This window comes from Methylobacterium oryzisoli, assembly GCF_046557895.1.
Lineage (GTDB): Bacteria > Pseudomonadota > Alphaproteobacteria > Rhizobiales > Beijerinckiaceae > Methylobacterium > Methylobacterium oryzisoli.
The window spans coordinates 109,281-123,200 of record NZ_JBKIBX010000006.1 but is presented as its reverse complement, the minus strand read 5'-3'; the positions used below and the strand labels follow the sequence as shown (position 1 = coordinate 123,200).

Genomic DNA, 13,920 nt, shown 5'->3' with positions numbered 1-13,920 from the left:
GAACCGCGCCGGTCAGCCCGGCACCCAGCCGGCGGCGCATTCGCGGATCAGGCCGCGCAGGAAGGCCTCGCCCGCCTCGAAATCCGCCAGCGTGATGAACTCGTCGGGCTGGTGGGCCTGATCGATCGAGCCCGGGCCGCAGACCACGGTCGGCAGGCCGGCGCGCTGGAAGCGCCCGGCCTCGGTGGCGTAGGGCACCGTGATGGTGCGGTTGCGGCCGGCGAGCCGCAGGGCGAGGCGCTCGGCGGGGGAGCCCGGCGCGGGGCCGAGCCCCGGCACGGCGGCATCCTCCACGGTCTCGATGCGGCCGTAGGGACCGAAGCGGTTCAGGCGCTCCCGGGTCACGCCGTCCGCGAGGGTTGCGAAGCGGGCCGGGATCTCCTGCAGGTCGAGGTCCGGCAGGCCGCGGAACTCCCACTCGACCGTGCAGGATTTCGGCAGGATGTTGCGCGCGGTGCCGCCGCGGATCGTGCCGGCGTGCACGGTGGTGTAGGGCGGATCGAACCGGCCGCTCGCGTCGCCCCGCGCCACCATCTCGTCGGCGATGCGGTTGAGGCCGGCCACGAGGTCGGCCGCCGCCATCACGGCGTTGGCGCCGAGCATCGGCTTGGCGGAGTGCGCCTCGTGGCCGTGCACCGTGGTGACGTAGGTGACGACGCTCTTGTGAGCATCCGCCACGTCGAGGCCGGTGGGCTCGCCCACGATCACGGCGCCCGGCCGCGGCAGGTCCGCCCCGAACCGGGCGATGGCGTCCACGACGCCGAGGCAGGTCGTCTCCTCGTCGTAGGACAGGAGGATATGGATCGGGGTGGCGAGGTCGGCCGCCAGCATGTCGGGGACGAGCGCGAGACAGAGCGCGCAGAACCCCTTCATGTCCACGGCCCCGCGGCCGTAGAGCCGGCCGTCGGCGACCCGCAGCCGGAAGGGATCGCCGGTCCAGTCCTGCCCGGCCACCGGCACCACGTCGGTGTGGCCCGAGAGCACGACGCCCCCGTCGCGCATCGGCCCGACCGTGGCGAACAGCGCGGCCTTGTCCCCCTGGCGGTTGGGCAGGCGCACGAAGGGCACGCCCCAGGCGTCGAGGTAGCCGGCCACGAAGTCGATCAGCGCGAGGTTGGATTTCTGGCTCTCGGTGTCGAAGGCGACGAGCCGCTCCAGCATGGCGAGCGGCGTCAGGCGGGGTGCGGTGTCCGTCATCGGAGCCTTCGGCTGAAGGGGAGCGCCACGGGCGGACCGCTCCGGGCCGCCGCACGATCCGTCAATGCATGACCCGGCGGCTGTGGGGCACGTCGAGGGAGAAGGCGGGGATCGCCGCCTCGAAGCTCTCGCCGTCCGCGGTCGCCATCGTGTAGGTGCCCTCCATCGTGCCGTTCGGCGTCGGCAGCGGGCAGCCGCTGGTGTAGCTGAAGGACTCGCCCGGGCCGAGCACCGGCTGCTTGCCGACGACGCCGGCCCCGCGCACCTCCTGGAGGGCGCCCCGGCCGTCCACGATGCGCCAGTGCCGCGAGCGCAGCTGCACCCGGTCGAGGCCGTTGTTGGTGATCTCGACCGTGTAGGCGAAGAAGTAGCGGCTCTCGTCCGGCGCGGATTCCTCCTCCACGAACCGGGGGGTGACCACCACGCTGATGCCGCGGGTCTCGGCCTTGTACATCAGGGAGCCTCCGGGGACGCGGCCGGCTCTCCGAGCGGTGCGGCCGCACAGCCGCGCCGTGGTACGGTCCGTCTCGGCGGTCGTCAATCGTGGCCGGGCGCGGTCAGCATTCCCCCGCGTCGGCTTCACGCATCCGCAACCCAAGTCGCGGAGATTGCGGCAGGCGAGGACGGGTCATGGTGCGCTTGCGGAACGGGATTCAATCGGCGGAGAGCATCGCGGCGCTGCATGCGGCTGGCGTGATCCGCACGGACGCGCCCTTCGCGGACGATCAGGTGCAGCCGGCGAGCCTCGACCTGCGGCTCGGCCAGCGGGCCTACCGGGTGCGCGCGAGCTTCCTGCCGGGGCGCACGCGCGACGTGCAGGCCTGCCTCGGCAAGCTCAAGCTGCACGAGATCGACCTGCGCCAGGGGGCCGTGCTGGAGACGGGCTGCGTCTACATCGCCGAGTTGCAGGAGGGCCTGGCCCTGCCGCCGACCCTCGCGGCGAGCGCCAACCCGAAGAGCTCGACCGGCCGCATCGACGTCTTCACCCGCGTGATCACCGACCAGGCGCGCGAGTTCGACATGGTGGAGCCGGGCTATGCCGGCCCGCTCTTCGCCGAGATCTCGCCGCGCACCTTCCCGGTGCTGGTGCGCACCGGGTCGCGCCTGTCGCAGATCCGCTTCCGCCAGGGCGCCGTGCGGCTCGACGATGCGGCGCTGGCCGAGCTCCACGCCGAGGCGCCGCTGGTGGACGCGGCCGAGCCCTCGTTCCAGGGCGGCGTCGCGGTCTCGGTGGACCTCGCGGGCTTTGAGGGCCTCATCGGCTACCGCGCCAAGCGCCACACCGGCCTCGTCGACGTCGACCGCCCGCGCAGCTACCCGGCGGCGGATTTCTGGGAGCCGCTGCGCGCCGACGGCTCGGGCACCCTGATCCTCGATCCGGGCCAGTTCTACATCCTGGCCTCGAAGGAGGCCGTGCAGGTGCCGCCGGACTTCGCCGCCGAGATGGTGCCGTTCGACCCCCTGGTGGGGGAGTTCCGGGTCCATTACGCGGGCTTCTTCGATCCCGGCTTCGGCCACGCGGCGGCGGGCGGCGCGGGCGCGCGGGCGGTGCTGGAGGTGCGCTCCCGCGACGTGCCCTTCATGCTGGAGGACGGCCAGATCGTCGGCCGCCTCATCTACGAGCGGATGGCCGAGCGCCCGGCCGCCCTCTACGGCGCGCAGGCCGGCTCGAACTACCAGGCGCAGGGGCTGAAGCTCTCGAAGCACTTCGTGTGAGGCGCGCGCCGCCCGCTTGACAGGCGGGCGGGGCCGCCTACCCTCGACCGCATGGGGATCGCGATCTCCTCACGAGGCTCCGGCTCAAGCATCGCGTCCAACCTGCTTCACCGCACGGACGCGCCATGCCCAGCTCCATCTCCCCCGACAAGCTCGCCCGCTTGATCGGCACCCCCGGGTGCCCTCCCCTCCTCGACGTCCGCACGCACGAGGACGCCGCCGACGATCCGCATCTGATCCCCGGCGCCGTGCGGCGTCCCTGGGCCGACGTGCCGGCCTGGGCCGGCGCGCTGGCCGGCCGGTCCGCGATCGTGATCTGCCGGCGCGGCCAGAAACTCAGCCACGGCGTGGCCGCGTGGCTGCGCCACGCGGGCGTGCCGGCCGAGAGCCTGGAGGGCGGCACGGAGGCGTGGCGCGCCGCGGGCCTGCCGATGGTGCCCGAAGCCAAGCTGCCCGGGCGGGACGGCCAGGGCCGCACGATCTGGGTCACGCGGGCGCGGCCGAAGATCGACCGCATCGCCTGCCCCTGGCTGATCCGCCGCTTCGCCGACCCCGCCGCCGTGTTCCTGTTCGTGCCTCCGGCCGAGGTCGAGGCCGTGGCCGAGCGGTTCGGCGCCACGCCCTTCGACATCGACAGCCCGGAGGTGTTCTGGAGCCACCGCGGCCCCCTCTGCACCTTCGACGTGATGCTGGAGGAGCTGAACCTCGGCACCGAGCCCCTGCGCCGGCTGGCCGCCATCGTGCGCGGGGCTGACACGGCGCGCCTCGATCTCGCGCCCGAGGCGCCCGGCCTGCTCGCCGCCTCGCTCGGCCTGTCGCGGATCTATGCCGACGACCTCGCCCAGCTCGATGCCGGCATGCTCCTCTACGACGCCTTCTACCGCTGGTGCCGCGACGCCACCGACGAGACCCACAACTGGCCGACCAACCGGCCGAAGCCGGGGGCCTGACGATGTCATCCGCCGTGAGCACCGCACCGGGCGCCGGGCCGGACGCGGCCGTCCCCGGGCCGGTCGGCCTCGCCGAGGCCCTGCCGGTCTGGGGGCGCATCGCCGCGCTCTCCTTCGGCGGCCCGGCCGGGCAGATCGCCGTGATGCACCGCATCCTCGTCGAGGAGAAGCGCTGGATCTCCGAGAACCGCTTCCTGCACGCCCTGAATTTTTGCACGCTGCTGCCCGGCCCGGAGGCCCAGCAGCTCGCCACCTACGTGGGCTGGCTGATGCACGGGGTGCGCGGGGGGCTCGTGGCCGGCGGCCTGTTCGTGCTGCCGGGCCTCGTGGCCATCATGGCGCTCAGCTGGGTCTACGCGCTGTACGGGCAGACCGGCCTCGTCGCCGGCCTCTTCTTCGGGCTCAAGGCGGCCGTGCTGGCGATCGTGGTCCAGGCGGTGCTGCGCATCGGCCGGCGCGCCCTGAAGGGGCGGGTCATGGTGGCGCTTGCCGCCGCGGCCTTCGTGGCGATCTTCTTCCTCGACGTGCCGTTCCCGCTCATCGTCCTGGCGGCCGGCGTGATCGGCTACCTCGGCGGGCGCGCCGGCCGGCCGGAGTTCCGGGCCGGCGGCGGACACGGGAGCGGCGGCAAGGCCGCGGACGGCCCGTTCCTGCTCGGCGACGACGCCCTCCCGCAGGAGCGCGCCGCCTCCGGGCACACGCTGCGGGTGCTGGTGACCTGGGGCGCGATCTGGCTGGTGCCCGTCGCCGTCCTCCTGCTCATCCTCGGGCCGGACGACGTCTTCAGCCGCATCGCGGTGTTCTTCTCGAAGATGGCCATGGTGACGTTCGGGGGTGCTTACGCGGTGCTGGCCTACGTCGCCCAGCAGGCGGTGGAGCATTACGGCTGGCTCAGGCCCGGCGAGATGCTCGACGGGCTCGGCATGGCCGAGACGACGCCCGGTCCGCTGATCATGGTCACGCAGTTCGTGGGCTTCATGGCGGCGTTCCGGGCGCCGGGCGCCCTGCCGCCGCTCCTGGCCGGGACGCTGGGCGGGCTGCTGACCACCTGGGTGACGTTCGCACCCTGCTTCCTCTGGATCTTCGTCGGGGCCCCTTACGTCGAGCGCCTGCGCGGCAACGCGGCGCTGGCCGGCGCGCTCTCGGCGATCACCGCCGCGGTGGTCGGGGTGATCCTCAACCTCGCGGTCTGGTTCGCCCTCCACACCCTCTTCGGGCAGGTGCGGAGTGTCGCGGCCGGGCCGCTGCGGTTCGACATGCCGGTTCTCGCCAGCGTCGATCCCTTCGCGCTCGCGCTGGCGCTTGCGGCGGCCGTCGCGGTCTTCCGCTTCGGGGCCGGCATGCTCCCCACGCTCGCGGCCTGCGCGGCCGCCGGCATGGCGCTGCATGGGGCGGGGTTCGTGTGACCCGGTTCCGCGTGCTCCAGTCGAGTCAAGAAGAGGCGCCTCTCCCCTCTCCCGTGTGGGCAGGGCTATCGCATATGGCTGAGAAGGGCGAACAGGTAGGCGTCCTGCCATCCGGCGCGCTTGATCTTGCTGCGCAGGGAGGTCGGGCGCGGATCGGCGCGCAGCAGGTTGAGCACCAGCCTGCGCAGGCGAGCCAGGTTCTCGGCGGCGTGGTCGGCGCGGGCGCGGCTGCGATCCTCGTCCAAGAGCACGTCGAGGGCCCAGTGCTGGCCGTTCTCGATGGTCCAGTGCGCCCGGATGATGCGCAGGGCCTCCTGCGGGGCCATCGGCCGGGAGAGCACGTAGAAGCGGATCTGGCGCTCCTCCCGCCCGCCCTGGCGGCGGCGCGCCTCGATGCGCACGCCCGTGCTCAGGTCGGCAAAGCCGAAGCGCTGCGGCCAGTCGGGCGGCACCGGCAGCGTCCAGGCCCGCCGCTCCTCGTAGCGCCCGTGGGCGACCTCGATGGTGGCGGCTGCCGCGTCCGGATCCGGCGCGCTCAGCAGATCCTGCAAGGCGCGGTGCAGTGGGCCGCGGTTGCCCTTGATCGCCAGCGCGTAGTGCCCCCCCCCGCGCCCGGATGGCCCGGCTCATGGCCCGCGTGCCGTGCAGGGCATCGGCCGTGACGACGCAGCCGAGCAGGTCGAGGGTCGCGACCAGATCGAGGGCGGCCTGGGTCTCACGGCGGCCCGGGGCGCGCTGCACCGCCAGCGCCAGGCGCTGCTCGGCGGCCCAGGCCGTGACCAGATGCACGGGCGTGGCCCGGGCGCCGGCCTCGGCCGCGCAGGCCAGGGACTTGCCGTCGAGCGCGACGATGCCGTCGTCCCCTGCGCGCAGTGCGCCCCGCTCGGCCAGGCGGTGGCGGAAGCCGGCGGCGAAGCGGCGAAACAGATCCTCGAAGGCGTCGGGATCGAGCAGCCGGAACACCCGGCTGAAGGTGTCGTGGCTGGGCGGGCCATGGCGCAGCGGCAGGATCTGACGCAGCGTCGCCAGCTTGGCCTGGGCGAACTCGGCCATGTCGCTGCACGCCTGCGCGCCGCACAGGCTAGCCGCCAGGGCGATCAACAGCACGTCGGTCAGCTTGTGGCGGACGTTGCTGGCGCGCGGATCGGGCAGCACCGCAAACAGGGTGGCGAAGTCCGACATCGGCAGGTCTCCGGAGGTGAACCGGAAACCTTCCAGAGCTCAGGCTACTCCGCCAGGCCATCCACCAACCCATATGCGATTGCCCTGCCCGTGTGGGAGAGGGGCTGGGGGTGAGGGTGCGGGAGGGTGCCGCAAGAAGGCGGAACGCTGCCGCTGCCAGCACCACGGTCAGTGTTTGAAGCTGACCCGTTCTGCTTCCCTCACTACATTCCGTGTCTTACTGCGGCCCCACCTGGACCCTCACGCGGGATCTTCGATCCCCTACCCCTTTCCCACACAGGAGAGGGGATCCCGCGCTTTGGCAAAGGCTCCCGCCGCAGCCTGCCGCGGCGGGGGCGTCCGTCGTCAGATCGTCAGGGTGCCGGCCTTGGCGGCGGCGTAGCGCTGGCCGACCTTGCCCCAGTCGACCACGTTCCACCACGCCTTCAGGTAGTCCGGCCGGCGATTCCGGTACTTGAGGTAATAGGCGTGCTCCCAGACGTCGTTGCCCATCAGCACGCGCTGCCCGTCCATCAGCGGCGTGTCCTGGTTGGGGCGCGAGGTGAGCGCGAGCTTGCCGTCCTTCGCCACCGTGACGAAGACCCAGCCCGAGCCGAAGACGCGCCCGCCCGCGGCGTTGAAGTCTTCCTGCAGCTTGGCGAGGCCGCCGAGGTCGCGGTCGATGGCGGCCTTCAGATCGCCCGTGGGCTCGCCGCCCGAGCCGCCCATGATCTGCCAGAACATGGTGTGGTTGGCGTGGCCGCCGCCGTTGTTGCGCACGGCCGTTCGCACGTCCTCCGGCACGGCGCTCAGGTTCGCCAGGAGGTCCGGCAGCGGCTTCTTGGCGAGGTCGCCGTGCTTGGCGACCGCCGCGTTGAGGTTCGTGACGTAGGCCTGATGGTGCTTGCCGTGATGCAGCTCCATCGTCTCGGCGTCGATGTGCGGCTCGTTCTTGGCCGCCGGATAGGGCAGCGGGTCGAGGGTGAACGGGCCGGCGGGCGCCTGCTGCGCGAGGCCGGGTCGGGACTGGAGCGCTGTCGCGGCGCCCGCGAGGGTCGCGAGCAGCGCGCGGCGGTGGAGCTGTACCATCTCTCGGATCCGGTTGGGACGCGTCTACGCCGCAAGGTAGGGCGGTGCCGGATCGAAAGAAGGATCAGCCCACCGCTTCCCGGTCGAGCAGCCACGCCACGTCGCCCTGCGGTTGCACCCGGCCGGCCGGCAGGTCCTCGCCCGCGGCGAGGCGGGCGAGCGGGTCCCGCTTGCCCGCACCGGTGACAAGGAACAGGAGCGCGCGCGCGGAGCCGAGCGCCGGCAGGGTGAGGCTCACCCGCGGCACGAAGGGCGCGAGGCCCGCCTCCGGCACGCCCACCACCCAGCGCCCGGTCTCCGCCACCGCCGGCTTGCCGGGAAACAGCGAGGCGGTGTGGCCGTCCTCGCCGAGGCCGAGCAGGACGAGGTCGAACAGTGGCCGGGCCGGATCGAGGCGGTCGGCGCCGTACCACGCGCGCAGGGCGGCCTCGTAGGCCGCCGCGCCCGCGTCGGGGCCGCTTTCGGTCGGGATCGGGTGCAGGTGGCCCGCTGGCACCGGCGAATCCGGACCGAAGGCCGCCTCGACCATCCGCCGGTTGCTGCCGGCCTCGGGGCCGTCGCCGACGCGCTCGTCGCCGAAGAACCAGTGCAGGCGCTCCCAGGGCACCCGGGCGCGGAAATCCGGCCCGGCGAGCAGCCCGTAGAGGCGCTTGGGCGTCGAGCCGCCCGAGAGGCAGATCGCGGCGCGCGCGGTCGCGGCGGCGACCGTCAGCAGCCGCTCGGCCGCCTCGCGCGCGACGGCATCCGCGTCCGGCAGGACGATCGCACAGGGAGGCAGCCCCGCCACGTCAGGCCCCGTGGAGCGGACGCCACGCCCGGCCCTCGCGGGCCAGGAGGGCGTCGGCCTCGGCCGGGCCGGTGCTGCCGGCCGCGTAGAAGGCGGGCTCGCTTCCCTCGGCATCGAGGACCGGCTGCACCACGCGCCAGCCCTCCTCGATCATGTCGGCCCGTTGAAACAGCGTCGAATCACCGGTCATCGCGTCGTAGATCAGCGTCTCGTAGCCCGTGCTCGGCTCGATCTTGAAGTAATCCTTGTAGCAGAAGCGCATGTCGACGGCGTCGAGGCGCACCGTCTGGCCCGGGACCTTGGCGCCGAACTGCAGCGAGATGCCCTCGTCGGGCTGCAATTGCAGCACGAGCCAGTTCTCGATCGGGGCCTCGACGCCGGTGCCGCGAAACAGCGCCAGCGGCGCGGGCTTGAAGCGGATCGCGATCTCGGTGTCGCGCCGCGTCATCGCCTTGCCGGTGCGCAGGTAGAACGGCACGCCGGCCCAGCGCCAGTTGTCCACCGCGAGGCGCAGCGCCACGAAGGTCTCGGTGCGGCTGTCGCCCGCCACGTCGGGCTCGTGCCGGTAATCCTTCACCGGCCGCCCCTGCACGTCGCCGGCCGTGTACTGGCCGCGCACGGCGGCCTCCGGCGAGGCCGAGGGCGCGGCGAGCAGCACCTCCTGCTTCTTGTCGCGCACGGCCTCCGCCGCGAAGGAGACCGGCGGCTCCATCGCCACCAGCGTGAAGAGCTGGAAGAGGTGGTTCGGCACCATGTCGCGCAGCGCGCCGGTGGTCTCGTAGAAGCGCCCGCGGCCCTCGACGCCCACGGTCTCCGACACGGTGATCTGCACGTGGTCGATGTGGTCGCGGTTCCAGAGCGGCTCGAACAGGCCGTTCCCGAACCGGAACGCCATGATGTTCTGCACCGTCTCCTTGCCGAGGAAGTGGTCGATGCGGAAGATCTGCTCCTCCGAGAGGCAACCCAGGATCTCGCGGTTCAGGGCGCGGGCCGAGGCGAGGTCGTGCCCGAACGGCTTCTCGATGATGACGCGCCGCCACGCCCCCTCCGGCTCCTGCAGCAGCCCGGCCTCGCCGAGCCGGCGCACGGTCGGTCCGAACAGGTTTGCCGCCACCGCGAGGTAAAAGAGCACGCTGCCGCCCCCGGGGGCCTCCGCGAGCCTCTCCTTCACGCTCGCGAAGGTCTTCGGATCGGCGAGATCACCCGCCATGTAGCTGATCCGGTCGGCGAGGCCGGCCCATACGGCGTCATCGAAGGTCCCGCCCCCGGCCTCGCCCCCCTTCTGGGTGATGAAGCCGCGCACCCGCTCGGTGAGGTCCGCCCGGTAATCCTGCGAGGACATCTCGGTGCGGCTCACCCCCAGGATCGCGAAGTGCGTGGGCAGGAGCTTCCAGCGGGCGAGGTTGTAGAGGGCCGGCATCAGGAGCCGGTGGGTGAGGTCGCCGGTGGCCCCGAAGATCACCAGGGTGCAGTCGGGAGCTGGCGCAGCGTCGGTGCGGGCGATCCGGTCGGACATCGGCGGCCCCTACTTCGGTTCCTGGTGGCCGCCGAAGCCCTTGCGCATGGCGGAGAGCATCTTGTCGGCGAAGGAGGCGTGCTCGCGGGAGCGGAAGCGCGCGTAGAGCGCGGCGGCCAGCACGTTGGCGGGCACCGCCTCCTCGATGGCGGCGTTGAGGGTCCAGCGCCCCTCCCCCGAATCGGCCACGAAGCCCGAGAAGGCGTCGAGGTGCTCGTCGCGCGCCAGCGCCGCGGCCGTGAGGTCGAGGAGCCAGGACGAGACCACGCTGCCGCGCCGCCACACCTCCGCGATGTCGCCGAGATCGAGGTCGAAGCGCTGCGCCGCCGGCAGTTCCTCGGAATTGGCGTGGCGCAGGATGTCGAACCCCTCCGCGTAGGCCTGCATCAGGCCGTACTCGATGCCGTTGTGGATCATCTTGACGAAGTGGCCGGCGCCGCTCGGGCCGGCATGGATGTAGCCCTGCTCGGCGCGCGGATCGCGGCTCTCGCGACCGGGCGTGCGCGAAACATCGCCGATCCCCGGCGCCAGGGTGGCGAAGATCGGATCGAGCCGGTCCACCGCCGTCTTGTCGCCGCCGATCATCATGCAGTAGCCGCGCTCCAGCCCCCAGACCCCGCCCGAGGTGCCGACATCGACGTAGTGCAACCCGTGCTCGCGCAGGGCGGCGGCGCGCCGGATGTCGTCCTTGTAGAAGGAGTTGCCGCCGTCGATGATCGTGTCGTCCCGCTGCATCAGCGGGGCGAGCCGGTTCACGGTGTCTTCGGTGGCCGCACCCGCCGGCAGCATCACCCAGGCGGCGCGCGGGACGTCGAGCTTGGCGACGAGATCCTCCAGGCTGGCCGCGCCCGTGGCGCCCGCCTCGACGAGCGCCGCCACCGCCTCGGGGCTGCGGTCGTAGACGACGGCCGTGTGTCCGGCGCGGAGCAGGCGCCGCACGATGTTGCCGCCCATTCGCCCCAGGCCGATCATGCCGAGTTGCATCGGGACCTCCGAGTCACGGTGTGCAGAGGGTGGCGCCCTCATGCCGGGGTGCAGGGGCGGCGCCCTTTGGGGCGCAGAGCCCCTTCGGGGCGCTGAACCCCTGCGGTGTCAAGCAGGGCGACCTGCTCTTTCCCTGAGTTAGGCCAGGATCTCGCAGAGGCGATCGAGCCCCGCCTGCAGGTCACCCTTGATGTGGACGCGCAGCGCCCGGCGCCCGCGCTCCGACAGCACCCCGAAATCGCCCCGCGCCTGCGCGGCGATGACGGTGCCGAAGCTGACAGAGCGGCCCGGGATCGGCAGGTCGGGATTCGGATCGGCGGTGATCTGCAGGAAGACGCCGCTGTCCGGGCCGCCCTTGTAGGCCTGCCCGGTCGAGTGCAGGAAGCGCGGCCCGAACTCGACGCAGGTCGCGACCCGCCTGCCGTCCCGCAGGCGCACCCGCGCGGCCTGCAACGGGGCGAGATGCGCGGGCTTGCGCTCGACATAGGCGAGCAGGGCGACGTAATCCCCCGCCCCGGCCCGGCCGATCTGCGCGCGCACCCAGTTTTCGGGATCGTCTCCCGCCCCCGCCCCGCGCAGGGCCTCGGCGTTGCCCGCGTCGGTGTAGAGGGCGAAGCGGGCATTTTCCGCCACCGGCGCCTCAGCCGGCAGCGCGCCGTCGCGCTCCGCCGCGTCGGTCAACTCCCGCGTCTTGATCTTGCTCGCCTCGACGTCGGGCTGGTCGAACGGGTCGATCCCGAGCACCGCACCCGCCACCGCCGTGGCGATCTCGAAGCGGAAGAATTCTTGCGGCAGCCCCTCGCGCGAGGCCAGCGCGAGGCGCGCCACCGGATGACCGGCCGCCTCCAGGGCGGCGATCGCGGCGTCCTGTCCCGCATCCGCCCCGTCATCGAGGCGCAGATACACGAAGACGCGGTCGGACCCGTAGACCTCCGGCGCCCCCAGCGGCTCGCCGTCGATCGGGATCAGGCCCTTGCCCTGCTTGCCGGTGGATTCGGCGATGAGCTGTTCGGCCCAGGCGCCGAAGGTCTCGACGCCCTTCGAGGCCACGAGCGTGACCTTGTCGCGGCCCTGGAGGGTGGCCGCGTGGCCGAGCGCGAGGCCGAGCATCACGCCGGGGTTGAGCGGCGGCGGCACGTCCGGCCCGCAGGAGCGCACCATCCGCAGGGCGCTGTCGAGGAAGGCCGCCACGTCGATGCCGCTCGCGGCCGCCGGCACCAGCCCGAAGGCCGAGAGCACCGAGTAGCGCCCGCCGATCTCCGGCACGCCGTAAAAGATCCGCCGGAAGCCGTCCCGCTGCGCGGCCTTCTCCATCGCCGAGCCCGGATCGGTCACGGCGACGAAGTGGCGGCCCGCCGCCTCGCCGACCTCCTCGCGCATGCGGGCGAGGAAGTAGTCGCGAAAGACGTTCGGTTCGAGCGTCGAGCCGGATTTCGAGGCGACGATGAACAGGGTGTGCTTGAGGTCCACGGCCCGCTCGACCGCCCGCACCTCCGCGGGGTCGGTGGAGTCGAGGATGCGCAGCCGCGGGAAGCCGGACCGCCTGCCGTAGGTCTCGGCCAGCACCTCCGGCCCAAGGCTGGAGCCGCCCATGCCGAGCACCACCGCATCGGTGAAGCCCTCGGCCCGGACTTCTTCGGCGAAGGCGGCGTAGTCGCGGGCCTGGGCGGCCTGCGCCTCGACGATGTCGAGCCAGCCGAGCCAGCGCGCCTCGTCGCCGCCGGTCCAGACGCTCGCGTCGCGCTGCCAGAGGCGGCGCACCAGCCCCTCGGCCCGCCAGCGTTCGGCGGCCTTCTCCACCGGCTCGGCGAGCGCGCCGAGGGCGAGATCCTGCCGGTCCAGGCCCGCTCCCAGGAAGCGGGCGCGCTTGCCCGCCACGGCGCCGAGCAGCTTGTCGGCGGCGTCCACGAAGAGCTGCACGCCCTCGCGCACGAGGTCGCGCGCGACCTCGTCGAGGTCGATCCCGGCCCGCGCCAGCTGCGCGAGGACGCGCTCGGCCTCGCCGACATCCTCCTCCAGGCTCGGGCGGACGCGGCCGTGATCGCGAAAGGCGTCCATGGTGGCCGGGGGCATGGTGTTGACGGTGTCGGGGCCGATCAGCTCCTCGACGTAGAGGACGTCGGAATAGGCCTTGTTCTTGGTGCCGGTGGAGGCCCAGAGCAGGCGCTGCGGCTGGGCGCCCTTGGCGGCGAGCGCCTCCCAGCGGGGGCCGGCGAAGAGCCGCTTGTAGCGCTGATAGGCGAGCTTGGCGTTCGCCACCGCGACCTTGCCCTTCAGGGCCTCCAGCGCCGGCCCGTCGCCGGCACCGGCCTTCGCGATCAGCGCGTCGAGCTTCGCATCGACCGTCGCGTCGATGCGGCTGACGAAGAAGCTCGCGACGCTCGCCACCCGCCCGACCGGGCCGCCCTTGGCCGCCAGCTCCTCCAGTCCCGCGATGTAGGCGTTCGCCACCTCCTCGTAGACGTCCTGCGAGAAGAGGAGCGTGATGTTGACGTTGATGCCCTCGGCGATGAGCGCCCGGATGGCGGGCAGGCCCTCGGGCGTCGCCGGGACCTTGATCATCAGGTTGTCGCGGCCGACCGCCGCCCACAGGCGGCGCGCCTCGGCCAGGGTCTCGTCCGTGCGCAACGCGAGGTAGGGCGAGACTTCGAGGCTGACGAAGCCGTCCTGGCCGCCGCTCGCGTCGTAGACCGGCCGCAGCACGTCGGCGGCGGCCTGGATGTCCGCGATGGCGAGCCCCTCGTAGAGATCGATCACCCGGCGGTCGCCGGCCTGCCGCAGCGCGTCGTCGTACTCGTCCGAGTGGCCGATCGCCTTCTCGAAGATCGCCGGGTTCGAGGTCACGCCGCGCAGGCCGTCCGCCTCGACGAGTTGCTTCAACTCGCCCTTGGCGACGAAGCCGCGCGCGACGAAGTCGAGCCACACGGCCTGCCCCTGTTCCGCGTGCAACGCCTTGAGCGGGTTCATGCCGACCTCCTTCACGCCTGCCCCGCCGGAATGTGGCGGCGCGCGGCCCGGTGTCCAGGGGAGATCGGGGCCGGACGTGTCGGAAGACCACCTCGCGCGCCGGCACCGGCAGGCACGTCAGCGGCAGATGGCCCTGCCGAGGGGGGA

Annotated in this window: 10 protein-coding genes and 1 pseudogene; 3 read left to right on the top strand and 8 right to left on the bottom strand. The window is 72.7% G+C overall.

Features of this window, described 5'->3' with window-relative positions; genetic code table 11:
* Positions 1–12 precede the first annotated feature (12 nt).
* Both argE and apaG read right to left on the bottom strand, forming a co-directional pair.
* The gene (argE, locus tag ACKUB9_RS08445) at positions 13–1,197 is read right to left on the bottom strand and encodes an acetylornithine deacetylase (protein WP_407520660.1); all 1,185 of its coding nucleotides are present in this window, start codon (positions 1,195–1,197) and stop codon (positions 13–15) included.
* Between the two features lie 61 nt (positions 1,198–1,258).
* Positions 1,259–1,651, bottom strand: a complete 393-nt coding sequence (gene apaG / locus ACKUB9_RS08440; protein WP_238234483.1) for a Co2+/Mg2+ efflux protein ApaG — start codon at positions 1,649–1,651, stop codon at positions 1,259–1,261.
* 176 nt (positions 1,652–1,827) lie between these two features.
* On the opposite strand from apaG, the gene ACKUB9_RS08435 reads away from it, so the two are divergent.
* The 3 genes from ACKUB9_RS08435 to chrA all read left to right on the top strand — a co-directional run bounded on the left by ACKUB9_RS08435 (position 1,828) and on the right by chrA (position 5,269).
* The gene (locus ACKUB9_RS08435; protein ID WP_407520662.1) at positions 1,828–2,913 is read left to right on the top strand and encodes a 2'-deoxycytidine 5'-triphosphate deaminase; all 1,086 of its coding nucleotides are present in this window, start codon (positions 1,828–1,830) and stop codon (positions 2,911–2,913) included.
* Between the two features lie 125 nt (positions 2,914–3,038).
* The gene (locus ACKUB9_RS08430; protein ID WP_407520664.1) at positions 3,039–3,863 is read left to right on the top strand and encodes a chromate resistance protein ChrB domain-containing protein; all 825 of its coding nucleotides are present in this window, start codon (positions 3,039–3,041) and stop codon (positions 3,861–3,863) included.
* A gap of 2 nt (positions 3,864–3,865) precedes the next feature.
* The gene (gene chrA, locus ACKUB9_RS08425; protein WP_407520666.1) at positions 3,866–5,269 is read left to right on the top strand and encodes a chromate efflux transporter; all 1,404 of its coding nucleotides are present in this window, start codon (positions 3,866–3,868) and stop codon (positions 5,267–5,269) included.
* A gap of 65 nt (positions 5,270–5,334) precedes the next feature.
* Here the strand turns inward: chrA and ACKUB9_RS08420 are convergent.
* From ACKUB9_RS08420 to ACKUB9_RS08395, 6 genes and pseudogenes are all read right to left on the bottom strand, one after another.
* A pseudogene (locus ACKUB9_RS08420) lies at positions 5,335–6,451 on the bottom strand (ISAs1 family transposase).
* Positions 6,452–6,796: 345 nt separating this feature from the next.
* Positions 6,797–7,519 carry a superoxide dismutase gene (locus ACKUB9_RS08415; protein ID WP_407520668.1) on the bottom strand — a complete coding sequence of 241 codons (723 nt, stop codon included), beginning with the start codon at positions 7,517–7,519 and terminating at the stop codon, positions 6,797–6,799.
* A 64-nt stretch (positions 7,520–7,583) separates the two neighbouring features.
* The gene (gene pgl, locus ACKUB9_RS08410) at positions 7,584–8,306 is read right to left on the bottom strand and encodes a 6-phosphogluconolactonase (protein WP_407520670.1); all 723 of its coding nucleotides are present in this window, start codon (positions 8,304–8,306) and stop codon (positions 7,584–7,586) included.
* A 1-nt stretch (position 8,307) separates the two neighbouring features.
* Positions 8,308–9,822, bottom strand: a complete 1,515-nt coding sequence (zwf, locus tag ACKUB9_RS08405) for a glucose-6-phosphate dehydrogenase (RefSeq protein ID WP_407520672.1) — start codon at positions 9,820–9,822, stop codon at positions 8,308–8,310.
* Positions 9,823–9,831: 9 nt separating this feature from the next.
* Positions 9,832–10,806, bottom strand: coding sequence for a phosphogluconate dehydrogenase (NAD(+)-dependent, decarboxylating) (gnd, locus tag ACKUB9_RS08400; protein WP_407520674.1), 975 nt, complete (start codon positions 10,804–10,806; stop codon positions 9,832–9,834).
* A 138-nt stretch (positions 10,807–10,944) separates the two neighbouring features.
* On the bottom strand, positions 10,945–13,773 hold the full coding sequence (locus ACKUB9_RS08395; protein ID WP_407520676.1) for a bifunctional transaldolase/phosoglucose isomerase: 2,829 nt from the start codon (positions 13,771–13,773) through the stop codon (positions 10,945–10,947).
* Between the last annotated feature and the right edge of the window lie 147 nt (positions 13,774–13,920).

Coding starts and splice junctions, on each gene's coding strand:
- argE (WP_407520660.1), bottom strand. CDS start 1,197: ATGACGGACACCGCACCCCGCCTGACGCCGCTCGCCATGCTGGAGCGG.
- gnd (WP_407520674.1), bottom strand. CDS start 10,806: ATGCAACTCGGCATGATCGGCCTGGGGCGAATGGGCGGCAACATCGTG.
- ACKUB9_RS08415 (WP_407520668.1), bottom strand. CDS start 7,519: ATGGTACAGCTCCACCGCCGCGCGCTGCTCGCGACCCTCGCGGGCGCC.
- ACKUB9_RS08395 (WP_407520676.1), bottom strand. CDS start 13,773: ATGAACCCGCTCAAGGCGTTGCACGCGGAACAGGGGCAGGCCGTGTGG.
- chrA (WP_407520666.1), top strand. CDS start 3,866: ATGTCATCCGCCGTGAGCACCGCACCGGGCGCCGGGCCGGACGCGGCC.
- apaG (WP_238234483.1), bottom strand. CDS start 1,651: ATGTACAAGGCCGAGACCCGCGGCATCAGCGTGGTGGTCACCCCCCGG.
- ACKUB9_RS08435 (WP_407520662.1), top strand. CDS start 1,828: ATGGTGCGCTTGCGGAACGGGATTCAATCGGCGGAGAGCATCGCGGCG.
- ACKUB9_RS08430 (WP_407520664.1), top strand. CDS start 3,039: ATGCCCAGCTCCATCTCCCCCGACAAGCTCGCCCGCTTGATCGGCACC.
- zwf (WP_407520672.1), bottom strand. CDS start 9,822: ATGTCCGACCGGATCGCCCGCACCGACGCTGCGCCAGCTCCCGACTGC.